Annotated in this window: 22 protein-coding genes; 10 read left to right on the top strand and 12 right to left on the bottom strand. The window is 66.0% G+C overall.

Features of this window, described 5'->3' with window-relative positions:
• Positions 1-40 precede the first annotated feature (40 nt).
• Together E1263_RS24780 and E1263_RS24775 are read right to left on the bottom strand one after the other, a co-directional pair.
• On the bottom strand, positions 41-1,462 hold the full coding sequence (locus tag E1263_RS24780) for a gamma-aminobutyraldehyde dehydrogenase (protein ID WP_202869035.1): 1,422 nt from the start codon (positions 1,460-1,462) through the stop codon (positions 41-43).
• Entirely contained in the window at positions 1,459-3,087 is a 1,629-nt protein-coding gene (locus tag E1263_RS24775; protein WP_132171390.1) for an amidohydrolase, read from the bottom strand. Before E1263_RS24775 ends, E1263_RS24780 begins: the two co-directional genes overlap by 4 nt.
• Before the next feature lie 159 nt (positions 3,088-3,246).
• Between E1263_RS24775 and E1263_RS24770 the strand changes: the two genes are divergently transcribed.
• Positions 3,247-4,635: an aspartate aminotransferase family protein gene (locus E1263_RS24770; RefSeq protein ID WP_132171388.1), complete on the top strand. Its 1,389-nt coding sequence runs from the start codon at positions 3,247-3,249 to the stop codon at positions 4,633-4,635.
• A 9-nt stretch (positions 4,636-4,644) separates the two neighbouring features.
• Here E1263_RS24770 and E1263_RS24765 read toward each other — a convergent pair whose 3' ends face one another.
• Complete coding sequence (locus E1263_RS24765; protein ID WP_132171386.1) at positions 4,645-4,977, bottom strand: hypothetical protein; 333 nt, start codon at positions 4,975-4,977, stop codon at positions 4,645-4,647.
• A 241-nt stretch (positions 4,978-5,218) separates the two neighbouring features.
• On the opposite strand from E1263_RS24765, the gene E1263_RS24760 reads away from it, so the two are divergent.
• The 3 genes from E1263_RS24760 (at position 5,219) to E1263_RS24750 (ending at position 9,456) form a co-directional block, all read left to right on the top strand.
• Positions 5,219-6,493: a hypothetical protein gene (locus E1263_RS24760; RefSeq protein ID WP_132171384.1), complete on the top strand. Its 1,275-nt coding sequence runs from the start codon at positions 5,219-5,221 to the stop codon at positions 6,491-6,493.
• Positions 6,494-6,580: 87 nt separating this feature from the next.
• Positions 6,581-7,633, top strand: a complete 1,053-nt coding sequence (locus E1263_RS24755; RefSeq protein WP_132171382.1) for a hypothetical protein — start codon at positions 6,581-6,583, stop codon at positions 7,631-7,633.
• A gap of 1,070 nt (positions 7,634-8,703) precedes the next feature.
• Positions 8,704-9,456 carry a thaumatin family protein gene (locus tag E1263_RS24750; RefSeq protein ID WP_132171380.1) on the top strand — a complete coding sequence of 251 codons (753 nt, stop codon included), beginning with the start codon at positions 8,704-8,706 and terminating at the stop codon, positions 9,454-9,456.
• A 97-nt stretch (positions 9,457-9,553) separates the two neighbouring features.
• Here the strand turns inward: E1263_RS24750 and E1263_RS24745 are convergent, their stop codons facing one another.
• Genes E1263_RS24745 through E1263_RS24725 form a run of 5 tightly spaced genes read right to left on the bottom strand, consistent with a single transcriptional unit; the run spans position 9,554 to position 14,953 of the window.
• Positions 9,554-10,951 (bottom strand): NAD(P)/FAD-dependent oxidoreductase, encoded by a 1,398-nt coding sequence (locus E1263_RS24745; protein WP_238161512.1) that lies wholly within the window; start codon positions 10,949-10,951, stop codon positions 9,554-9,556.
• On the bottom strand, positions 10,941-11,750 hold the full coding sequence (locus E1263_RS24740) for an ABC transporter permease (RefSeq protein ID WP_132171378.1): 810 nt from the start codon (positions 11,748-11,750) through the stop codon (positions 10,941-10,943). Before E1263_RS24740 ends, E1263_RS24745 begins: the two co-directional genes overlap by 11 nt.
• On the bottom strand, positions 11,747-12,652 hold the full coding sequence (locus tag E1263_RS24735; protein WP_132171376.1) for an ABC transporter permease: 906 nt from the start codon (positions 12,650-12,652) through the stop codon (positions 11,747-11,749). Before E1263_RS24735 ends, E1263_RS24740 begins: the two co-directional genes overlap by 4 nt.
• Entirely contained in the window at positions 12,649-13,764 is a 1,116-nt protein-coding gene (locus tag E1263_RS24730) for an ABC transporter ATP-binding protein (protein ID WP_132171374.1), read from the bottom strand. The genes E1263_RS24735 and E1263_RS24730 overlap by 4 nt, the downstream gene beginning before the upstream one ends.
• 1 nt (position 13,765) lies before the next feature.
• Positions 13,766-14,953, bottom strand: coding sequence for a polyamine ABC transporter substrate-binding protein (locus E1263_RS24725; protein ID WP_132171373.1), 1,188 nt, complete (start codon positions 14,951-14,953; stop codon positions 13,766-13,768).
• Between the two features lie 124 nt (positions 14,954-15,077).
• On the opposite strand from E1263_RS24725, the gene E1263_RS24720 reads away from it, so the two are divergent.
• The 4 genes from E1263_RS24720 (at position 15,078) to E1263_RS24705 (ending at position 17,809) form a co-directional block, all read left to right on the top strand.
• A complete protein-coding gene (locus E1263_RS24720; RefSeq protein WP_238161510.1) occupies positions 15,078-15,560 on the top strand; it encodes an Lrp/AsnC family transcriptional regulator in 483 nt (160 codons plus the stop codon).
• A 62-nt stretch (positions 15,561-15,622) separates the two neighbouring features.
• Positions 15,623-16,882, top strand: a complete 1,260-nt coding sequence (locus E1263_RS24715) for an NAD(P)/FAD-dependent oxidoreductase (RefSeq protein WP_238161509.1) — start codon at positions 15,623-15,625, stop codon at positions 16,880-16,882.
• A 16-nt stretch (positions 16,883-16,898) separates the two neighbouring features.
• Complete coding sequence (locus E1263_RS24710) at positions 16,899-17,546, top strand: ribonuclease FAU-1 family protein (RefSeq protein WP_132171367.1); 648 nt, start codon at positions 16,899-16,901, stop codon at positions 17,544-17,546.
• 5 nt (positions 17,547-17,551) lie between these two features.
• Entirely contained in the window at positions 17,552-17,809 is a 258-nt protein-coding gene (locus E1263_RS24705) for a hypothetical protein (protein ID WP_132171365.1), read from the top strand.
• On the opposite strand, the gene E1263_RS24700 is transcribed toward E1263_RS24705, so the two are convergent.
• Both E1263_RS24700 and E1263_RS24695 read right to left on the bottom strand, forming a co-directional pair.
• Positions 17,793-18,272 carry a nitroreductase family deazaflavin-dependent oxidoreductase gene (locus tag E1263_RS24700; RefSeq protein ID WP_132171363.1) on the bottom strand — a complete coding sequence of 160 codons (480 nt, stop codon included), beginning with the start codon at positions 18,270-18,272 and terminating at the stop codon, positions 17,793-17,795. The two genes, E1263_RS24705 and E1263_RS24700, sit on opposite strands and share 17 nt — an antisense overlap.
• 77 nt (positions 18,273-18,349) lie before the next feature.
• Positions 18,350-18,916 carry a TetR/AcrR family transcriptional regulator gene (locus E1263_RS24695; protein WP_132171361.1) on the bottom strand — a complete coding sequence of 189 codons (567 nt, stop codon included), beginning with the start codon at positions 18,914-18,916 and terminating at the stop codon, positions 18,350-18,352.
• Between the two features lie 88 nt (positions 18,917-19,004).
• On the opposite strand from E1263_RS24695, the gene E1263_RS24690 reads away from it, so the two are divergent.
• The gene (locus tag E1263_RS24690) at positions 19,005-20,042 is read left to right on the top strand and encodes an alpha/beta fold hydrolase (protein ID WP_132171359.1); all 1,038 of its coding nucleotides are present in this window, start codon (positions 19,005-19,007) and stop codon (positions 20,040-20,042) included.
• A 333-nt stretch (positions 20,043-20,375) separates the two neighbouring features.
• Here the strand turns inward: E1263_RS24690 and E1263_RS24685 are convergent, their stop codons facing one another.
• Positions 20,376-20,900 carry a hypothetical protein gene (locus E1263_RS24685; RefSeq protein WP_132171357.1) on the bottom strand — a complete coding sequence of 175 codons (525 nt, stop codon included), beginning with the start codon at positions 20,898-20,900 and terminating at the stop codon, positions 20,376-20,378.
• Between the two features lie 130 nt (positions 20,901-21,030).
• Here E1263_RS24685 and E1263_RS24680 point away from each other — a divergent pair, with 130 nt between their 5' ends.
• Entirely contained in the window at positions 21,031-21,990 is a 960-nt protein-coding gene (locus E1263_RS24680) for an ankyrin repeat domain-containing protein (protein WP_202869034.1), read from the top strand.
• An 18-nt stretch (positions 21,991-22,008) separates the two neighbouring features.
• Here E1263_RS24680 and E1263_RS24675 read toward each other — a convergent pair whose 3' ends face one another.
• A complete protein-coding gene (locus tag E1263_RS24675) occupies positions 22,009-22,827 on the bottom strand; it encodes a class I SAM-dependent methyltransferase (RefSeq protein WP_132171355.1) in 819 nt (272 codons plus the stop codon).
• Between the last annotated feature and the right edge of the window lie 110 nt (positions 22,828-22,937).

Raw genomic sequence — 22,937 nt, 5'->3', positions numbered from 1 at the left:
GCGCCCGAAAGTGGTCTACCCGCGACTTTCTTGAGGTGATCTAGCCTTCGAAGTTGGACATGACGTGCTTGATGCGGGTGTAGTCCTCGAGGCCGTACATCGACAGGTCTTTGCCGTGGCCGGAGTTCTTGAAGCCGCCGTGCGGCATCTCGGCGACGATCGGGATGTGGGTGTTGATCCACACGCAGCCGAAGTCGAGTCTTCTCGACATCCGCATCGCTCGGCCGTGATCGCGCGTGAAGACGGAGGAGGCCAGCCCGTACTCGACGCCGTTCGCCCACCGCAGCGCTTCGTCCTCGTCGGAGAAGCGCTGGACGGTGATGACCGGGCCGAAGATCTCGTCCTGGATCGCCTCGTCGTCCTGATGCAGACCGGACACGACCGTGGGCTCGAAGAAGTAGCCGCGGTCGCCGATCACGTGCCCACCAGTCTGTACGGCGGCATGGTCCGGAAGGCGGTCGACGAATCCGCGGACTCGGCCGAGCTGGTCGGCGCTGTTCAGGGCGCCGTACACGACATCGTCTTCGGGCTGGCCGGTCTTGGTCGACTTGGCCTGCTCGGTCAACGCAGCGACGAAATCGTCGTGGATCCGCGGGCCGGCGAGCACGCGGGTGGCCGCCGTACAGTCTTGGCCTGCGTTGAAGTACCCCGCACCGGCGATCGCCTCGGCGGCGGCCTCCAGGTCGGCGTCGTCGAACACGATGACCGGTGCCTTGCCGCCGAGCTCGAGGTGGGTGCGCTTCAGCTTGCGGGCGGCTGACGAGGCGACCTCGCGCCCGGCCCGGACCGAACCGGTGATCGCGACAAGCTGCGGGATGTCGTGCTCGACCAGCGCGCGGCCGGTGTCACGGTCGCCGCAGATGACGTTCAGTACGCCTGGCGGGAGGAACTCGTTGCAGACCTCAGCCAGCAAGACGGTCGAGGCCGGGGTGGTGTCGCTCGGCTTGAGGACGACAGTGTTGCCGGCCGCGAGCGCGGGGGCGATCTTCCAGATCGCCATCATCAACGGGTAGTTCCACGGGGTCACCTGGCCGACGACGCCGATCGGCTCACGGCGGATCCAGGAGGTGTGGCCGGGCATGTACTCGCCTGCGGAGCGGCCTTCGAGGACGCGGGCAGCGCCGGCGAAGAAGCGCAGCTGATCCACGCACGGCGGAAGCTCTTCGCTCGCGGTGAGCGCGAGCGGCTTGCCGGTATTGCGGCTCTCGACCGCGACGAACTCGTCCGCGCGCTGCTCCATCGCGTCGGCGATCTTGAGCAACGCGCGTTGGCGATCGGCCGGCGTACTGTCGCGCCAGCTCTCGAACGCTTTGGCCGCCGCCTGCATTGCCTGGTCGACATCCTCAGGACCGGATAACGGCGCCTGGGTGTACTTCTCCCCGGTCGCGGGCGCGATCACGTCGTACGTGGCTCCGCTCAGGGCGGCGACCGGCTTGCCGTCGATGTAGTTGTGCAGGGTCACGAGGCGTCCTCTCTCATGGTGCCGAAGACGGATTCGCCTTCGACGTAGGTGGCCCGGACTCGGGCGGTGTTGATCTCGTCGGTGGGTCGCGTGAACGGGTCGCGGTCGAGGATCGCGAGATCCGCGAGGGCGCCGACCGCGATCCGGCCGGTGTCGTCGGCGTGGTTCACCCAGGCGCTGCCTTGGGTGTACGCGCTGAGCGCGGTCGCGAGGTCGATGGCTTGTTCGGGGAGGAACGGGTCGTCGGTCGCCTCGGTACGGCGATTGACCGCGACGTGGATGGCTTCGAGCGGATTCGGGCTGGAGACAGGCCAGTCGGAACCGGCGACCAGTCGGGCTCCGGTGTTCTGGAGGGACTTGAACGGGTACTGCCAGCCGGTCCGCTCGGGGCCGAGGAAGGGGATGGTCAGGTCGTTCATCTGCGGTTCGTAGACGGCCCAGAGCGCCTGCATGTTCGCGGCGACGTTGAGCTTCTGGAACCGCGGGATGTCGTCGGGATGAATCACCTGCAGGTGGGCGATATGGTGCCGGTTGTCGTTGGATCCGTTGCGGGCTTGGGCTTCCTCGAACGCGTCGAGGGCTTCGCGCGCGGCGCGATCGCCGATCGTGTGCACATGAACCTGGAAGCCGGCGGCGTCCAGCTGGGTCACGTGCTCTTTGAGGGCTTGGGGGTCGACGAATGAGATGCCGCTGTTGCCGGTGCGGCAGCCGCACCCATCGAAGTACGGATCGAGCATGGCGGCAGTGTGGTTCTCGGCGACACCGTCTTGCATGATCTTGACCGACCTGGCGCGGAATCTGTTGTGCTGCAAGGCTTTTCGGCGCTCGATCAGGTCGGGGATCTGCTCGGCGCCGCGATCGCGTTCCCACCATAAGGCGCCGTTGACGCGAGCGGTGAGACGACCGGATTGGGCTAGCTCGACGTACGCCGGGGTTGCGTCGCCGAGGTTGGCGTAGGCGCCGAGGATCGCGTCCTGCCAACCGGTGATGCCGAACGAGTGCAGATAGGCCTGCGCATCCAGGAGCGCGGCGACCGCTTCGGAGTGGTCGGCCGGTGGGAGCAGGCGGCTGACGAGGCGCATCGCGCCTTCGTGGAGGGTGCCGGTCGGGTTGCCGTCGGCGTCGCGCTCGATCCGGCCGTCGGGCGGATCGGGGGTTGTGGCGTCGATACCGGCCAGTTGGAGGGCTTTCGAGTTGGCCCAAGCGCCGTGATGGTCCGCGTTGACGAGGAACGCGGGGCGGTCGCCGGTGACCGCGTCCAGATCGCTTGCGAACGGCGTACCGCCGGGGAAGTCGGGTTGCTGCCAACCGCCGCCCTCGATCCACTCGCGCCCTGGGTATTCCGCGGCGTACGCGGCGATCTTCTGCTGGTACTGCAGGAGGCCGCTCAGCGGTGAGAGGTCGCAGTGCGCGCGCTCGAATCCGCCCTGAAGCGGGTGGACGTGTGCGTCGACGAAACCGGGGAGCAGCAGGCCGCCCTCCAGATCGACCACCTCGGCACCGCCGCTGCGCTGGCCGACATCCGGTCCGATCGCGGCGATCCGGCCGTTCCTGACGGCGACCGCGAGACCTGGCCGGTACGTCGTGCCGTCGAACACGGCGCCGTTGACGAACAGGGTGTCCACTGAGCGCGCCTTTCGCAGTACGGAATCCGAACCAGATGTGCTTGTCGGATGATGACATCGACACCCTATCGGCTTCTAGGGCACGAAATCACTTGCCAGAGTGAAGTTTGCCGGGCAGGATGGCGATCAACCACAACGCTTTGAGACGAGGGATCCGACATGTCGTCCGACACGATCGGCGATGCCGAATTCGCCAAGCTGCAGCAGTCTGCGCGCGACCACCTGTGGATGCACTTCACCAGGATGTCGAGCTATGACAAGGCCGAGGTACCGGTGATCGTCCGCGGGGACGGCGCCTACATCTACGACGCTCACGGCAAGCGCTACCTGGATGCGCTCGCCGGGCTCTTCGTAAACCAACTGGGCCACGGGCGCACCGAGCTCGCGGAGGCCGCGGCCAAGCAGGCTTCCGAGTTGGCGTTCTTCCCGCTGTGGTCCTATGCGCACCCGAAGTCGATCGAGCTTGCCGAGCGGGTTGCCGGGTATGCGCCGGGCGATCTGAACCGGGTGTTCTTCACCAGCGGTGGCGGCGAGGCCGTTGAGACCGCCTGGAAGCTCGCGAAGCAGTACTTCAAGCTGACCGGCAAGCCCGGGAAGCACAAGGTGGTCAGCCGGGCGATCGCCTATCACGGCACGACGCACGGCGCGCTGTCCATCACCGGGCTGCCGGACCTCAAGGCGCCGTTCGAGCCGCTCGTTCCGTCGACCTTCCGGGTGCCGAACACGAACTTCTACCGGGCACCGATTCATGGTGACGACGAAGAGGCCTTCGGCCGCTGGGCCGCCGACCAGATCGCCGTCGCCATCGAAAACGAAGGCCCGTCCACTGTTGCAGCTGTGTTCTTGGAGCCCGTGCAGAACGCCGGCGGCTGCTTCCCGCCGCCGCCGGGGTACTTCCAGCGGGTCCGCGAGATCTGCGACGAGTACGACGTACTGCTCGTCAGCGACGAGGTCATCTGCGCCTTCGGCCGCCTCGGCACGATGTTCGGCGCCGAACGGTACGACTACCAGCCCGACATCATCACCTGCGCCAAAGGCATCACCTCGGGCTACTCGCCCCTAGGCGCAGCCATCGCCACCGACCGCTTGTTCGAGCCGTTCTCGAAGGGCGACACCACGTTCGCCCACGGCTACACCTTCGGCGGCCACCCCGTCTCCGCCGCGGTCGCGCTGACCAATCTGGACATCTTCGAGCGCGAAAACATCAACGAGCACGTCCGGGACAACGAGGGGGCGTTCCGGGCCACGCTCGACAAGTTGCTCGATCTTCCGTTGGTCGGCGACGTCCGCGGCGCCGGCTACTTCTACGGCATCGAACTCGTCAAGGACAAGACCACCAAAGAAACCTTCAACGCCGACGAGTCCGAGCGCCTGCTCCGAGGGTTCCTGTCGAAGGCGTTGTTCGACGCCGGCCTCTACTGCCGAGCCGACGACCGCGGCGACCCCGTCATCCAGCTGTCGCCGCCGTTGATCTGCGACCAGACCCACTTCGACGAGATCGAGTCAATCCTCCGCACAGTCCTCACCGAAGCCGAATCCAAGCTGTAGCTGTCGGGGTCAGTCGCCCTCGGGCAGCTCAACAGTGGGCAAGACCAGGTGGAACTGGGCGGTCAGGGTCACCACCTGGACGTCGACCTCGTAACCCGGCCGGCTAGTCGCCGAGGCGCGTCGGTCCTCCGGCGCGCCCTTCACGTTGGCGTTTCCGCCCGACACGTCCGCGTTGACCGTGGCGCCGAGGACGTTGGCGTGGGTAGCAAGGTGCAGGTTGTTGAGACTGCCGTCGATGAGTCCCGCGCTGGCCACGGTCGGCGCGGACAGCGCCGCGGCAACGAAGGCGCCCAGCACTGCTGTTGTCAGGCCGGCGGCGATGCGATGGGTCAGGTTCTTCATAGGTGTCCTCCAGAGCGATGTTGTGAACAAACCGAGCACGTCTGCCGGAGGCGGCCGAACCAGACCGCACAAACCGTAGTCAACCGCTCACAGAAAGAACAATCCGATCTCCGCCAGACCGTGGCCGGTTGCACGAAGCTGCAAGCGGCTGGGCTGCCTGTATCCCCGGTGCGTGCGCTACTTTTTCTTCACGTGCTGGCGGCAGGGGTGATCGTCAGGCGCTCTTCCCTGGGGAACACTCATGCGCAAACTCGCTGTCGCCGTGGCTGCTGCCGCGATTCTCACGACCGGACTGCAGGCTCCGGCTTGGGCCGCCGCTCCGGAGGCACCGACCGACTTCAAGATCTCGCTCGAGTACACGCAGCTGGAGCTGGCCTGGAAGGACGACAACGCCAAGAACGTCGTCTACGTCGAGCGGGAGGGGCAGGCGCCGTACGTCCTGACGACTGTGGCCGCGACCGCCGCGAACAAGTTCTCGCTCCCGGGCTACGAACTCAAGGAGTCGGACAAGACGCGGTTGATCGTCAAGAGCGAGGTCGACGGTGTGCTGAGCACAGGTGCCGTATCGGCGTGGTTCGACACGCATCGGCCCGCCCGGCTGGTGCTGCTGGACGCCAATCCGGAGGGTCCTGAGCACACCAAGCTGACCTGGAAGGCGGAGGAGCTCCCAGACTCCACGCCAGGCGACCCGCTGGACTTCTCCTACACCAACACGACAGTCAGCTACACGGTTGCCACGCCCGGGCACCACTACATCGACCACTTCCCGGCCAGTGCTGGTTACGGCTTCATTCGCACCGCGCTGTACCCCCGGCCGTTCGAGATCAGCATGTTTGCCTGGAACGAGTGGGGCGCCAGCAAGCGGGCGGCCAAGGCGGTCCGGCTGGGGACGCTCGGCGCCCGTACGACGGTTCCCGCGACGGCGACGTACGCGTCGCGACTCGGTATCAAGAGCACGATCGACCTGTTCACCGGCGAGGGCCGTGAGGAGCGCGCGAGCGGTATCCCGGTCGAGCTCCAGGCCCGCCGCGACGCCAAGGACGCCTGGAAGACCGTCGGCCGGTACGCCGGTAACACCACAACCGCCTTCGACACCGGAATCGCTGCCCTGGGCAACCGTCAGTACCGGCTGTTCGTCCCGGCCCGCAAGGTCGTCAGCACCAACGTCATCGCGCTGACCCCGGCCGCCTCCACGGCGGTCAAGTCGTCGACCACACTGGCCAAGTTCACCGCGGCCGGCTTCACCCAGCCAACCGCCCAGGTCGGCACCACGGTCAAGCTGTCGGTGAAGATCCAGCCCGCCAAAACAGTACAAGCCACCCTGCAGCGCTGGGACGGCAAGAAGTGGCTCAACGGCGCGAAGATCCAACTCACCAAAGGTTCGGCACTAGTCCTGATCAAGGCCGTCGGCCGCGGCACCACCTCCCGCTACCGCGTCACCGTCCCCGCAATACTGTTCAACGACCTCACCATCAGCGCCACCGCCAGCCCCACCTTCACCCTCACCGTCCGCTGACCTCCTTTCCACGGGAGTGCCGGCGGAAAAAGGGTTGGCTGCTGGGTCCCACGGACCGCGATACTCCCTTCGGGCGGGAAGGGTTCCATGAACGAGTTTGTGTGTTCGCGATGTGGCGCCGTACTGACGGCTGCTTTGTCGCGGGTTGCGCTTCCCACTCACGCGCATCAGCAGTATGGGCACGAGATGTTGCCGGCGCTGATGGCGGAAGGAACGTACGCCGTCGACCCCGAGCCGTCCGGGCAACCATGGCGGTTGTGGGACGACGTCGGAGCAGCGGGAGCCGCGACCCGGGGCGTATTCGCACCCGTGTTCTCGCTGTGCTTCGGTGCACCAGGAGCCGTCGTAGTCGCTCCTGGCGATATCCGCGGTACCGTCCTGATCCCGGAGCGCTGCGACGGGTACTGCATGGGTTTGGACGGCAGAGACGGGCCTAACCTCGCCTGTGCCCAGTGCGGACAGCCAGTCGCGACCCGGATCGACGACTGCTCATTCTGGCAGGCCGTCTGGTTCGAGTCGGCTGCCGTCCGCCGCGTCTCTTCCGGCGGACCAGCCCGACTGCTCGCCTGGGAAGAATTGGTCAACACGCTGCAGCTCGAATCGCCGATCGAGCCGCTGGGCGCCTGGAGTGCGCGCTGGGAGGCAGCCATCGGGGTGGCCTTGGCCCACCTGCTGACGGTCTCGAACGGCAGTCCCGTTCGGGTGCCGGACGGGCTGCTCGGCAAAACCCTCGGCCGCGCGCACGACGCCCTGATCCCACCCGGGGCAATTCCTCGGCAACTGGTCCTCGCCGGGCCAGGCCTTCCTGCACCTCACCAAGATGCCGGCATCGCGCTCGTTCCGATGCATCCTCAGACGGGCCTGGCCTGGCAGCCGACCGGGACCGCTGCGCCGGTTCCGCTGGATGCCGACGTATGGATGTATCTGGCCTTCCACGAAGGCCGATCGTGTGTTCCGGCGACCGGCGGCATACCCGAAGGCGTCCTGCGGGATGACCCGTTGCCAATGGTTCCGCGGGCACTGTTCGCCCCTGACGTGAGCGTCTTCCTTCACACCCTGGCTCGGCTGCCTGCAGTTCGTGAACCATGGCTGCGCGCCATCTTCGACCGTGCCACGCAAGAGCGCTTCTGGTTGTTCTGAGTTGCGGGCCCACTTCGGCGAGATGCACGGTCTTGGTCGAGGCGGAATCCAAGCTGTAGCTGGGCCTTCATGCCGAAGGGCCCCGGTGCCGAAGCACCGGGGCCCACAGGGGTTGTTGGATTATCACCATCTACCGGCCGTGAGGCCGGCCTTGCATGTCCGCAGCGCGCCACGTAAAGGCCGTCACTGCAGGGATCGCTGAATGCGTAACCGAAGACCACCTTCTTCCGATGGAACCACGGCACCCGCCCGGCGAAGTACTGGCACTGGCGGGCGATCCGACGGTGTGAACCCTTCCCTTCTCTCTCGAAACAACAACTTCAACTGCAACTACGAGAACGGAACTGCGTACTGCAACTACGTACTGCGAAAACGGAACTGCAACTGCGTACTGCTCTTTCGATCGTCAAGCCCGGAACCTCGATCGACCACTGGCTCCACAGACTCTGACCCTGGCGCGAAACCCGAGCCCCTTCACTGATCGGCCCGGCGGAGTCCGCCGTCGTACTACCACAAAACACACTCTTGGACAGAACGTTAGCTGTCCACCTCAGCCTTGCTGTTCTTCTCTGTCAACACGAGGAACATTACACAGGCCAGACAGCAATGTCTAATCCCGCCACGATAGATATTTGCCCCGCACCGACCGAGCTTCAGCCGTCGGAGTCCACGCGAGTGAACCCAGCGTGTCGAGTGGAAGCACCGTGTTGCCGGCAAACGCTTGTCGGCGACATGGTTGGCACACTCGGCGAGCAGAATGCGTTCACTCACCCAGTGGGTTCAGTCGGCGCGAAGTTCCGGCGCCCGGTGGGTTCAGTCGGCGAGCACACCCGCGCAAAGGTGGGTTGGCTTCCCTTTGTGCACGAAGGTCGTCTTTGGGTAGCCACCAACCAATTTTGGGGTCCGCGGATGGTTGGTGGGTGCCCAAGGATGGGCGGTGGGCACGAAGGTGAGGGGGACCGTAGGAGGTGTCCACAGGGTTTGGGAACGGGGCGTTGACATCGTTGTTTTGAGTGCGATGGTGGGTTTGCAAGTCTTCCGCGTCCGCCCCCACTCTTTGCGGAGATCACATGCGAAAACTCCTTGCTGTGTTGGTTCCTCTTGCCCTGTTGCTGGGCATCCCGACTACGAACGCTGTGGCGTCCGAGGACGCTCAGGCGCCGGCGACGATTCACAACGTCACCTTTGTGAATCAGACCGGGCAGACCATCTGGATCGGTGCTGCGGTGAATGCCGACAGCTCGGTCAACATGAGTGGGTTGCCGACGTTGGCCAACGGGCAGTCGGCGACGGTGACGATTCCGGAAGGTGCTTGGCCGTATCACTGGCGCGGGAAGTTCTTCGGGCGCCAGGGGTGTACCGGGCAGTCCGGGTCGACGTTCAAGTGTGCGGTGGGTGACTGTGGTCCATACGCGGACCGGTGCACGCTGGGCGAGCAGCCGACGAGTTTGGCGGAGTTCAACTTCGACCAGAACGACGGACTCGCGCCTTGGTACAACGTCAGTTATGTGAACGCGTTCTCGCTGCCGATCACGATCCGGGCGAACAACGCGCAGGGTGGACCGCCGGAGTGCGAGACGATGGGGTGCGCCGAGAACCTGTTGCCCTACTGCCCGCAGGTGAACAAGCGGGTCGGTACGAACGGCACCACGCCGTACTGCCTGAACCTCGATCGCGACAACAAGACGGCGTACAGCAATGCGCTGAGCTCGCGCTGCCCCAAGGCCTACGCGTGGTCCAAGCAGGACGCTGAGGGCGGCAACCAGACCGTTCGCCAGTGCCGCAACTGCAGCGGTTTCACGGTGACGTTCCACGGGGTCTAAGACCCGGACCGCCAGCACTGATCAAGTCCGCGACACGCCGACGACGCGCCCCCGTTCGTCGGCGTGTCGTTGTGTTGGACAGTGGTGGCGGTCCGCTTTAGAAATCGAACCCCAACCCCAGGCGGTCCAACGTTCGGAGCCAGAGGTTGCGGTGGCCGGCGTGGGCGTCGGCTTGGGACATCGACCAGCGGGTGAGGTGGATGCCGGCCGCGCGGATGGGTTCGGGCGGAAACGGGAGCGGCTGGGTGCGGACCATCTGGAGAGCGGTGCGTTCGGTGGTTTCGCGGTAAAGGTGGTCGAGGATGACGTCGGCGCCGAAGCGGGTCGCTGCCACGCCTAGGCCCGTGTAGCCGAGCGCATAGGCGGTTCGCCCGGCGTGCGCCGTACCGAAGAAGGCGCAGAAGCGTGTACTGGTGTCGATGACACCACCCCAGCGGTGCGTGAAGCGGAGGCCTTCCAGTTGCGGGAAGGTCGTGAAGAAGTGTTCGGCGAGCATGGTGTGGATGGTGTCGCGCTGCTCGTACGCCGGATTGATCCGGCTGCCGAAGTGGTAGAGCGGCGTGTACCCGCCCCAGATGATCCGGTTGTCGCGAGTGAGCCGGTAGTAGTGGAAGAGGTTCGATGCGTCGCCGACGCCTTGGCGGTTCTGCCAGCCGATGCTGGCTAGCTGCGCAGGCGACAGCGGTTCGCTCGCGAGCACGAGGTCGTAGACCGGAACAGTGAAGAGCCGCAACCGGCGCAGCAACGACGGAAAAGCGTTGGTGGCAAGGGCAATCCGGGATGCCCGCACCGAGCCCGACACGGTCGTGAGCCGACCGGAGTGGAGCGCAGTCACTCGGGTGTATTCGTAGATGCGAACCCCGAGATCAAGGCACGCCTGCCGCAATCCCCACGCCAATCGAGCAGGTTCGACGAGCGCGGTCGAGTGCGGGTCGGACAGAGCGCCGAGATACGTGGGTGAGTCGAGCTCCGCCCGTACGGCGTCCTGATCCAGCAGCACGGCACCTGGTCGACGAGCGACTTCCTCGGCCAACTCCGCCAGGTGATGGGGTGAGGTGGCGACCGTGAGTTCACCGGTACGACGCCAGTCGCAGTCGATGCCAAGTCGCGCGATCGTGGCGCCGATCGCGTCGAGGTTCTCGGTGCCGAGCCGTTCGATCGTGGCGAGCTCATCGGGCCAGCGCGCGAGACCGTTCCCATACCCGTGGGTGAGGCTGGCATCGCAGAAGCCGCCGTTCCGCCCACTAGCGGCGGAACCGCAGGTGTTCGCCTCGAGCAGCACGACATCGAGGTTCGGAAAGCGCTCCTTGGCGCGCAACGCGGTCCACAGGCCGGTGTAACCGCCGCCGACGATCGCGAGGTCGGCGGTGATCGGTCCGGTGAGCGGAGGCAAGGGGTCGGGCGCCGACGGATCGTCCAGCCAGAGGACCTCCGGAGCAGCGTCAACCAGCGCTGCCCGGACGCTCACCACTCGACGCCGCGGCTCATCGCGCACTCCGGGTCCGACGGCGGCGGGTGAGTTCGCCGGCTAGGACGAAGACGAGGGCCAGCAGGAACATCGCCGTACCGATGACGTTGATCTGTGGCGGGATGTCGCGCTGAGCAGAACCCCAGACGTACATGGGGAACGTGACCGTCGTACCGGCGTTCAGATTGGTGATGATGAAGTCGTCGAACGACAGCGAGAAGCTCAGCAGGGCGGCGGCCATGATGCCGGGGAAGACGAGCGGGAACGTCACTCGCCAGAAGGTCTGCCACTCGTTGGCGTAAAGGTCCATCGCCGCTTGTTCGAGGCGGCCGTCCATACCGGCCAGGCGGGCCTTCACCGTGACCACGACGAAGGACAGACAGAACATCACGTGCGCGATCAGGATCGTCCAGAAGCCGAGCTTGCCGCCGAAGCCGCTCGACACGAAGAGCGCGAGCAGCGATGAGCCGAGCACGATCTCGGGCGATGCCATGGGGAGGAAGATGAACAGGTTCGTCGCCGACCGGCCGCGGAAACGGTGCCGGACCATCGCGAACGCCATCAGCGTGCCCAGCGCGGTCGCGACCACGGTGGCCAACAGGCCGATCCGCAAGCTCGTCGACACTGCGTCGCACAGCCCGTACGGCTGACACGGGTGCAGCCAGTTGTCCCAAGTGAAACCGTCGAACGTGTACGACAACCGGCTCTTCGGCTGGTTGAACGACATCAGCATCACGACGACGATCGGCGCGAACAGATACAGCAGCACGACCAGTCCGAGCACCATCACGAAGTGCCGCCCGATGAACCGCCCGACGCGCGTCATACGAGCTCATCCGTTCCGGCTCGCCGTACATAGATGAGAACCAGTACGACGATCGCCGCCATCAGCGTGACCGACAACGCGGCTGCGGTTGGGTAGGCACCGGCCGCGAACAGTCGCTGGATGTCGTTGCCGATCATCCGCTGCTTCGGCGTACCGAGTAGTTGGGCGTTGATGTAGTCACCGGCCGCCGGGATGAACGTGAGCAGGGTTCCCGCGACCACGCCCGGCATCGACAACGGCAACGTGACAGTCCGGAAGGTCGTCACTGGGCCGGCGAACAGGTCGCCGCCGGCCTCGATCAGGCGGCGGTCGATCTTCTCCAGGCTCGCGTACAGCGGCAGCACCATGAACGGCAGGAAGTTGTAGGTCAGGCCGGTCACGACCGCGGCCGTTGTCGCCAGCAACCGTCCGTCTGGGCCGAGGATGTGCAGCCATTGCAGCGCGCCTACGACGAAACCGTTGTCGCTCAGCAGCAGCTTCCACGACAGCGTACGGATCAGGAAGCTGGTGAAGAACGGCGCGATCACCAGCGCGAGCATCAGGTTCTTCCAGCGCCCGGCCTTCATCGCGATCGCGTAGGCCAGTGGATATCCGAGCAGCAGGCAGAACGCCGTTGTCAGCAAGGCATACCAGAGCGATCTGCCGAATGGCTTCGCATAGTCGACCATCGTCGTACCGAAGTTCTGCCAGTGCCAGGTCATCGAGAAACCGTTCTCGATCGACCCGTTCGGATCGTACAAACTTGCTGCTAGCAACGAAACCAACGGCACGACGAAGAACAGCAGCAGCCAGAGGCCGCCCGGGAGCAACAGCAGGTACGCCGTCAGTTTTCGCCCGGACCGCTCCGGCGGCGGCACGGGGTCCGCCGCCGAGGCGGCGCCGAGCTGGCCGACGGCGCTCATTCCACGTCCTCGACCCCGGCCAGCGCATCCTGGGCGGCGTCCAGAAGGAAGCTGTGCGCCGGTCGCCAGTGCAGGTCGACCGGGTCTCCGGCGACGAAAGCTTCGCGGGCGCCAGTGTTCTGTTCGAAGACCGTGAGCTCCTGACCCCACGGTAGTTTCGCCAGATATTGCGTACTGACGCCCACGTAGCTCACGTCCGTGACGACTGCGCCACGAAGCTGATTCACCCCGTCGCCCTCTTCGGAGCCGGCCGCGGCCAGGAACACCTTCTCCGGCCGAATCCCCAGCCAGACCTCGCCTTCGGTGACCCGGCAACGCGCAGTCGGTACGACGACCTTGCGGCCCTGCACCTCGACGATCAGGTTCTGGTCGGCGTGGCCGATGATCGCGCCGCGGATCAGGTTCGACTGGCCGAGGAAGTTTGCTACGAAGGTCGTGGCGGGCAGGTCGTAGAGCTCGGCCGGACTGCCCAGCTGCTCGATCCGGCCGGCGTTCATCACCGCGATCGTGTCGGCCATCGTCATGGCCTCTTCCTGATCATGGGTGACGTGCACGAACGTGATGCCGACCTCGGTCTGGATCCGCTTCAGCTCCAGCTGCATCTGACGGCGGAGCTTCAGGTCGAGCGCGCCGAGCGGCTCGTCGAGCAGCAGCACCTGCGGCCGGTTGATCAGGGCACGGGCCAACGCAACTCGTTGCTGCTGGCCACCAGATAGTTGCCCTGGGCGTCGTTTGCCGTAGTCGTTGAGCTCGACCAGGTCGAGCATCTCCTCGACCTTCGGCTTGAAGTCCTTGATCTTGCGGCGTTTCAGCCCGAACGCGACGTTCTCGAAGATGTCGAGATGCGGGAACAGCGCGTAGTTCTGGAAGACCGTGTTCACCGGCCGCTTGTACGGGCGCAGTCCGCTGATCTCGTCGTCGCCGAGCCGGATACTTCCGGCGGTCGGTTCCTCGAGCCCCGCGATCATCCGCAGGGTCGTGGTCTTCCCGCATCCGGATGGGCCCAGGAGCGCGAAGAACGTGCCGGCTGGGACGGTCAGATCAAGGTTGTCGACGGCTCGATGACCCGCAAACTGCTTGCTGATTCCGGTGAGTACCAGGTCACTGGTCATGTCAGCCCCCGATGGCGAGGTTGAAGTCGGTTTCGTAGAGCTTCGCCTTGGCCGTATCGAGTGGCATGAACGACGAGGTCTTCGAGAGCATGTCCTGGTCAGGGAAGATCAGTGGGTTGTCGACCAGCTCCGGATCGATCTGTTCCATCTCTTTCCGGGCGCCCTCGACCGGACAGATGTAGTTCACCCAGGCAGCCAGTTCGGCCGCGACCTTCGGGTCGTAGTAGTAGTTCATCAAGGCTTCGGCATTCGCCTTGTGGGTCGCCTTGTTCGGCACCAGCATGTTGTCCGACCAGAGGTTGAGTCCCTCTTCCGGTACGACGAACTTGATGTCGGCGTTGTCTGCTTGGAGCGCCAGCACGTCGCCGGACCACGCCATACAGGCGGCGATGTTGCCGTCGTTCAGGTCCTGCACGTAGTCGTTGCCGGTGAAGCGGCGGATCTGGCCGGAGCCGACGGAGTTCTCCAGCTTCTCCAGCGCCTTGCTCCACTCGGCATCGTTGAACTTGGCGGGATCGGCGCCGACCAGGCGCAACATGATCGCCATCGTGTCCGGCATCTCGGACAGCATCGTGACTCGGCCCTTGAGCTCGGACTTGCCGAGCAGGTCGGCCCAGCTGCCGACCTCGCCGGTGACCTTGGCGTTGTAGGCGATCCCGGTCAGCCCGCTCTGCCACGGCACGCTGTAGTCGCGGTTCGGGTCCCAGCGCGGAGCCTTGAGCTGCTTGAGCAGGAACTTGTCGACGTTCGGCACCTTGGCGTGGTCGAGTTTCTGGATCCAGCCGAGGCTGACCATCCGGGCGGCCATCCAGTCGGTCAGCACGAAGATGTCGCGGCCGCTGGCCTGACAGGTACCGAGCTGGTCGCGGACCTTCGCGTAGAACTCGGAGTTGTCGTTGACGTCCGCGGTGTAGGTGACCTGGATACCGCTCTGCTTCTGGAACGCGTCCAGCGTCGGCAGCACGGTCTTGCCGTTGACCTTCTCGTCGGACTCGTCCATGTAGCTCGGCCAGTTCGAGAAGTTCAGCGCCTTCTGGGTCCCGGAGAGATCGGTGCTGATGCACTTGTCCGCGCTCTGCCGCGCGGGCGGGATCCCGCAGGCCGCGAGGGCGCCCGCACCGAGCGCACCGAGGCCGAGACCGCGCAAGACCGTCCGGCGGCCGACGATCGAGGTCTGACGAGGCCTCACACCAACCTCCTTTACAGGGGCTTTCGCGGTGGATAATGTCAAAACATTGCGACGGAGACAAGGGATTCCGTAGCAAACTCAGATTTTCACAACGAATTCCGCTTCGATGGGTAGGATCAGGCGCGTGGCAGTACGAACGGGGCACCCCGAGAAGAACCAAGGTCTGCTCGACGAGACCTCCAAAGCGATCATCGAACAGCTCCAGGTCGACGGACGGCGCTCGTACGCCGCGATCGGGAAAGCCGTCGGTCTGTCCGAAGCCGCTGTCCGGCAGCGGGTCCAGCGGCTGACCGACGCCGGCGTGATGCAGGTGGTCGCCGTCACCGATCCGCTCGAGCTCGGCTTCGACCGGCAAGCGATGATCGGCATCAAGGCGGAGGGTGCGCTCGAGCCGATCGCGGATCAGCTGGCGGCGATGGACGAGGTCGAGTACGTCGTCATCACCGCCGGCTCCTTCGATCTGCTGATCGAGGTGTTGTGCGAGAGCGACGAGCACCTGCTGCAGGTGCTGTCGGAGCGCGTGCGGCAGATCGAGGGCGTGAAGAGCACAGAGTCGTTCGTGTACCTGAAGCTCGTCAAGCAGACGTACTCATGGGGCGTCCGCTGAACCTCTGGAGCTCTGAGCCGCTAGCGTCCCGACCCCCGTTAGGCGGGGACAGGGACGCCGATGTGGTGATCGTCGGCGCGGGATACACCGGGTTGTGGACGGCGTATTACTTGGCGAAGGCGGATCCGACGCTGCGGATCGTCGTACTGGAGAAGGAAACCGTCGGGTTCGGTGCGTCGGGGCGCAACGGTGGTTGGTGCTCGGCGCTGTTCCCCGCTTCGGCGCGGAAGCTGGCCGCCTTGCCGGGATCGAGTCGGTCGGCGGCCATTGAGATGCATCGGGCGATGCAGGCCTCGGTGAACGAGGTCGGTCTGGTGGCGGCGGCCGAGGGGATCGATTGCGATTACCACAAGGGCGGCACGATCGTGCTGGCTCGCTCAGCCGCGCAGTTGGCACGCGCCCGCGCCGAGGTGGCCGAGGCCCACGAGTGGGGGCCGGGGGATCTGCGGTTCCTTTCGCGTTCCGAGGTGGAGACCGACGTCCGCGCAACAAAGGTGCTGGGGGCAACGTTCACGCCGCATTGTGCGGTGATCCATCCCGGAAAACTCGTGCGGGGCTTGGCCGCGGTGGTCGAGAGACGGGGCGTAACCATCCACGAAAGCACGCCGGTCAGCTCTGTCGAGGTCGGCCGAGCGATCACCCCGTACGGCGTGGTGCGGGCGGAGGTCGTCGTACGGGCGACTGAGGGATTCACGCCGGGGCGGGCGGTTGCGCCGGTGTACTCGTTGGTGGTTGCGACTGAGCCGTTGAGCGATGCGACGTGGGATCGGATCGGATTGGCGGACCGGCCTTCGTTCAGTGATCACCGGCATCTGATCATCTACGGGCAGCGGACGGCGGATGGGCGGTTGGTGTTCGGCGGGCGTGGGGCGCCGTACCACTTCCGTTCGCGCGTGCGCCCGTCGTACGACGAGGAGCCGCGGGTGTTCGCGAAGCTCCAGGCGACGTTGCGGGATCTTTTTGCGCTGGACGATGTGCGCTTCACCCACGCCTGGGGCGGCGCGCTCGGCGTACCGCGAGACTGGTGCGCGTCGGTCGGGCTGGCGAACGGGCTCGCGTGGGCAGGCGGCTACGTCGGCGACGGAGTCAGTACGACGAACCTCGCCGGCCGGACGCTCACCGACCTCATCCTCCGCCGCGACACCGCCCTGACCCGCCTGCCGTGGGTCGGCCATCAGTCGCGTAACTGGGAACCCGAGCCGTTCCGCTGGCTAGGCATCAACGCCGGCCTCCGCGCGATGACGCTGGCCGACGCCGAAGAACGCCTCACCCGCCACAACAGTCAGATCGCTCGCTTGATGGGCCCGCTCCTCGGCAGCTGAGTGGCAAGATCTAGTGATGACTGACGCGTTGGGCCGCCAGGACAGGTTCTACAACCGCGGCGATGTCGTACTGCGGCGGTCGCGGCGAGGCGCCGTCGTGACGTGGGTGCAGGCCACCCGCGTCGTACGCGATGACGAGGACGGCCTGCTGTTGTGGGTGCCGGCGGGTTCGGGATTCGGGCACCGCGCTGATGATCAGGGACGGGCGACCCGCGAGGAGCCGATCGACGTCGTCGCAACGCGTGCACTGGTCGCAGACCGGTGGAAGAACAGCAGCGTGCTGATCTGGAATCTGGCGGGCGCCGAGCACTCGTTGTGGTGGTTCTTCGAGGCAGGCCTTTTCACCGGCTGGTACGTCAACCTGGAGATTCGGGGACCGCGCTGGAGCGGCGGCATCGATGTCGCGGACCTGGGCCTCGACGTCGTCGTCAACCTCGACCGGACCTGGTCCTGGAAGGACGAAGACGACTTCGCGACTTTCACCGACGCCCCGGGGTACTGGACCGCTGCGGAGGCAGTTGCCGCCCGCGCCGAAGGGCTTCGTGTCATCGCCTTGGCCGAGGCGGGCAAGTTTCCCTTCGACGGGACCTACTGCGACTTCGCCCCCGATCCCACCTGGTTGCCACCGGAGCTACCGACGGGGTGGGGCAACCCGCCTAGCTAGCCGCGTTGGTTGCAGTCTTCGTTGCCGGCTGGATTGCCCGCGTGCTGATGGTCCTCCGGATCAACCGACTGGGCGGCTACACCGCCGATCCCCGCCCGGATGTGCGCGCGCACTATCGGCCTGTACTGCGCACGCAGCTGGTCGAGTGGATCCTCGTCAGCGTCTACTTCGTGGTCACCGGGTTCTGGTGGGGCTTGCTGACATCGGTCACGCTGGGGCTCTTCGCCCTGCTGCTGCTCCGGCGAGTCATGCCGAAGCCTTGATCGGCTCCAGGAAGAACACCGGGATGGTGCGGTCCGTGCGGGCGGCGTACCGGGCGTAGTTCGGCCAGGTCTTGAGCATGTGCTGCCAGACGGCTTCCCGCTCCTCGCCGGTGATCTCCCGCGCGGTCGCCTCGTGCTGCTCGGGACCGACCGCCACGGTCACCCGGTCGGCGGCGCGCACGTTCACTACCCAGACAGGTGCTTTCGGGCCACCGAAGTTGGAGCCGGCGATGAGTTGGCCGTTGCGGTAGGGCACACAGAGCAGCGGGGTCGAGTGGGGCACCCCGGATTTGCGGCCGACGACGGTGAGCATCAGGTTCGGCAACCCGGCGATCCGCAGGATCGACCAGTGGCCGCGGGTGATCCGCTGGATCAGCTTGTCCAGCCAGGTGATCTGCGGCAGCAGCCTCGGCATCCAGGTCAGCGAACCGATCTTGATCGCCAGCGGTGTCAGCATGCCCATGCCACGCACCTAGCCCGGCGCAGGCGTAGGAAGAACGCAAACGGCTGGCAGGTCTGCACCAATCCTGGTGACCCGAGCTATTCGATGGCGTCCACTTCGGCATGCAGGACGGCGATCGCGTGGTCGGCGTCGAGGCCGCCCACCAGCACCCGCAGGGTGAGGCCGTCGGAGAGGGCGAGCAACCGTCGCGCGGCGACCACGGCATCCACCTCGCTGATGCCGCGCATCGCCCGTACGTGCGCGGCGCACTCGGCCTCGCCGACCCGCAGCGCCTCGGCGAGGACCTCGCGGATCCGGGGATCGGTGATCGCGGCGGCGAGGTACGCGTACCAGACCGCCACACCGATCCGCCCCGCCACGGTGCGCGGCACCTGCTGGACCAGCACGTGCAGCAGCCGGTCGCGCGCCGGGGCGTCCACCGTGGCGTCGTACGCGGCGACGGCCTGCGCGACAAGCCGGTCGAGACCGGCCAGTACGAGCGTCTCCCGGCTGTCGAAGTAGTGCTGGATCCGGCCGATCGACACTCCCGCGGCTTGCGCGACCACGCGCAGGCTGACCCCTTCGATGCCGTGCAGGGCGATCACCTGCCACAGCGCGCGGACGATCTCGGACCGGCGCAGCTCGTGGTCGACGATCTTGGGCATGGTGTGAGTCTATCTATCCGGTACGGCCATACTGTAACCTGATGCAGTATAAACGTATTGCAAAGAAACCGTCGACAGGATGACAGCCATGAGCACGGACACTTCGCCGGCCGAAACGAAGGACGCGCCGGCCGAAACGAAGAAGCGGAAGAAGCGGCGTCGTTGGCCCATCGTTCTGCTGGTCATCGTCGCGGTGCTGTCCACGAGCGGATTGGTGGCGATGTTGTTCATGAGTGGACCCACGCTCGGGCATTTCCGCACTCCTGAGGGGCGTGCGGCCTATGTCTCGGCCTACGACGCGGCGATGAAGACGATGCCCGCGCCCACGGCCACACGCGACGTCACGACGACGTTCGGAACGGTGCGCACCTACGTCTGGGTCAACGACAACGCGGTCGACGACGTACCGGTCGTACTGCTGCCCGGTCGGTCCAGCGGAGTGCCGATGTGGGGCGTCAACCTGCCCGACTTCGCTGCGCATCGCACGGTGTACGCCTTCGACGCGATCGGCGACAGCGGGCTGTCGCAGCAGACGATCCCCTTGCGCGACATGGACGACAACACACGCTGGGTCGACGAGGCGCTGACCGCACTGAAGCTCGACAAGGTGCACCTGGTCGGGCACTCGCAAGGCGGCGGGCTCGCGACTGCCGTGGCCGTGCGGTATCCCGAACGTCTCGCCAGCCTCACCGTGCTGGAGCCGATCATGACGCTGGGAAGGGTCCCGGCCTGGATCTACGGCTGGACCGCGCTCGCCTCCCTGCCGGGGATCCCGAAGTCGTGGCGTGACCACGCGCTGAACAAGATCGGCGGGGTCGAGGACGAGGAGGTCGATCCGAACGACCCGATGGCCCGGATGATCGCGGCGGGTGCCGAGCACTACTCAGCGGGAAGCCTGCCCATGCCGACGCCGTTGACCGACGCCGAGCTGAAGGCGTTGCCGATGCCGGTCTACGTGGCATTGGCCCCCGACAAGTCGCTGGCGGGCGGCAGCGCGGCCGACAAGGCGAAGCTGATCCCGGATGTGCAGGTCAAAGTGTGGCCGAAGACGACGCACTCGCTACCCATGCAGGCGGGCAAGCCGCTGAACGACGAACTCGAGTCGTTCTGGGCCGCCCACCCGTAGGGCTTTAGCCGTGCTCACTGTGCTTGGCGGACGGTGATTCCCGCGTAGACGCGGTCAGACCCGCCGTGGTGCTCGAAGCCCGGCGGAACTACGTGGGACGGACCGCCACGCCATCACAAGCGGCACACTGTGCGTGCCCCACCGTGCAGCCAACCGCCGACCACCAGTTGTGATGGGCCGGTGATCCGCAATCACGCCTCCGCGAACCGCCCGCATTGACCAACCTCGGCAGCAGCCGTTCCACCACACTCAATCTCCACCCGGCGAGCGGCTTTGGAGGCGCTTGGTCAGTGGGGCACGTTCGCACCACCACTCACGGGACTGCGAGTTGGCTCACCGTTGCTCGATGGTGCAGATGAACGGCTTCGGCCACGGAAAGACGAGCGGATCAGAGCTCGATTCCCAGAGCTGACACAGTTCGCGCAGGGTTTCGGTGGCGCGCTCGATCTCCTCATCGAGATACGGACAGGGATCAGCCCGGCTGACACCCCACATTTCGCGCAACTCGGCGTACGGCGCCGGCAGGTCCTTCTCGACCGCTTCATGGATGACGCTCGAGAGCGCCTCACTCATCCCGATGCTGTTCGGCGCCTTCAGAATCCGCTGGCTGCGCACCTTGGCGTCATGACGCTTCTTGCCGGCGGTCTGCTCCATGCTGCCGAAGACCGCACCCGCCGCGATACAGCCGAAGATTCCGTCCCGCATTCCGAGCTCGCGTTCAGTGACGGCATGCGCGAGATCATGCGGCACCCGATGCTTCCGCGAGTACGAGAACAGCTTGAACTCTGCGCCGTCCACCCGCCGAATCAGCGTGACGGACTCACCGCCGCGCGGGTCGTGCGCAAAGGTCAGATGCATGCCACCAGCGTGGACCTCCCGAGTCGGCCGCACCACTCGTTTTCACCGCGCACTGCAGCAACGTGCAATCTGCGCCGGCCCATCGGTGAAAGGGTGGTGGCTGTCGGTGCTGGCTGCGATGCTCCTGCGGGTGAGCGATGACAGTGGTTGGGCAGGGGTGAACTGGTATCTCCGTTTTCCGGATCTTGCGGAGGTTCGGGCACGGCTTGATGCGGGGGCTGACCCGGCCGGGGGTGAGGGCTGGTGGGAGCCGCCGCTTCATGCGGCGGCTGCGCGGGGTGGGGTCGACGTGGTCGCCGAGCTCGCCGGGCGGATCGATGATGTCGACGCGTTGATGCGGGGACGTTCTGCGTTGTGGACCGCCGTTGCGGCCGGCCGCTTCGACGCGGCTCGAGCACTGGTCGAGGCGGGTGCGGATCCGTGGCTGGACATGATGTCGGGCTGGTCGCCGGCCCGGCTTTCCCTGTCCACCAGCGAACCTGAGCTTTTCGGCGGCGGGAGGTCGCTGGCTCCGGAGGAGGCGGCGATGGTCGCCGAGGCTCGGCGCCTGGGTGATCTTTTCGGGCCGATACATCTGGACGGTTTCAGTACGGCCTGTGTGGCGGGGATCGACGTGGCCGAGGCTGTACGTCGATTGGATGCACGGGTGCTGACAGATGATCCCGAGCAGCTGATGGCATCGGCCGGCGAGGACCCGGAGGATGCCGACGCCCAGCAGACGATGTGGGCCACCGAGGTCCCGGGCGGGGTCGTTCTGACCCAGCCATGGCTCTACGGGGCACAAATGCCCGGTGTGATCAAGGCACTGTCGGCGGGGACGACGTGCTACGCGCTGTACGCCAACCCTAAGAGCGGCAACCAGGGGAGTCTCGCTCGCGACGGCGAGCTACTCGGCTGGGATCTCCACCCCGGTGGCGGACCGGACGAGGACGAAGACGACGAGCGCGACGTCTTTCTCAACTACCTCTACGACGGCCAGGCAGTGCCTTACTGCTACGCCGTCACTGGCCTCAAGCCTCAAGACAAACGCTCGTTCGACGGACCACCCGATGCCTGGATCCGTATCGCCACCCGCGACTGGTGGAAGTAGTCGCGGTATTGACCCAAGTCAGAGAGCTTCGTCAGGCCGGCGGGCGACGCAGACAAAATGCAGTGTCGCCCCGAGCAGGTCGGGCAGCTCGCAGGTGGCCCGGAGCATCGCGAAGAACCCTTCTGGATCCTGGGACTCGATCGTGTCCCGATCCATCAGCGCGGCGAATCCTTGCAGGTTGCGCGTCCGGAGGACTTCGAAGCCGGCCTCGGCCAGCGTCGCGTGCGCCTCGCGGGGCCAACCGCGGTACTGCTGCATTTCCAGATGCATCGTCGGGCCGCCGGCGCGAAGACGCTCGACCTCGTGCCGGGCACCCTCCTCGACCGCCTTCATCAGAGGCCTGTACGGCGAGACGTAGGCGGCCACGAGGACACCTCCGGGGCGGAGGACGCGCCGGGCCTCCCGCAGCGCCGCGCGCCGCTCATCGAGGGTTACGAGGTGGTACAGCGGCCCCATCAACAGGACTGCGTCAAACGACTCCGGTGACAACCACCCAAGGTCCGTCGCCGAGCCTTGCCTGCAGAACAGCACACCGCCGGCCAGGTGCCGATCGACCCGTTGCTCGAACAGCCGGAGCGAGTCCACCGATAAATCGGTCAGGCCTACCCGGCAGCCCTTGCCGAGCAGGTACTCGGCGTAGCGGCCCGGGCCAGAGCCTGCGTCAAGGACCTCGGCGCCCGGCGCCACGAACTCATCGAGCAGCTCGGCAGTGAGAACGAACTCCGCTCGATGGAGCAGCGAGCGATCCAGCCGCTCGTACTCCGCGGCCGCGTGCTCGTCGTACACGCGGGCGATCGTTCCTTGGTCCGTACCGTCTCGGGGCTCACCGGCTGCCATACGGGCGACTGTGCCGGTTCAGCGAAGTGAGTGCAACGAAGTAAACGCAGTTCCGGACGCTGCCAGCTCCGGGTGGAGGGTGGGGAGGGGGACGCCGGCTAGGTGGAGGG

Origin of the sequence: Kribbella antibiotica (genome assembly GCF_004349055.1) — a bacterium.
GTDB lineage: Bacteria > Actinomycetota > Actinomycetes > Propionibacteriales > Kribbellaceae > Kribbella > Kribbella antibiotica.
Note: the sequence above shows the minus strand (reverse complement) of the source record. Positions and strands in the feature narration are given on the sequence as shown.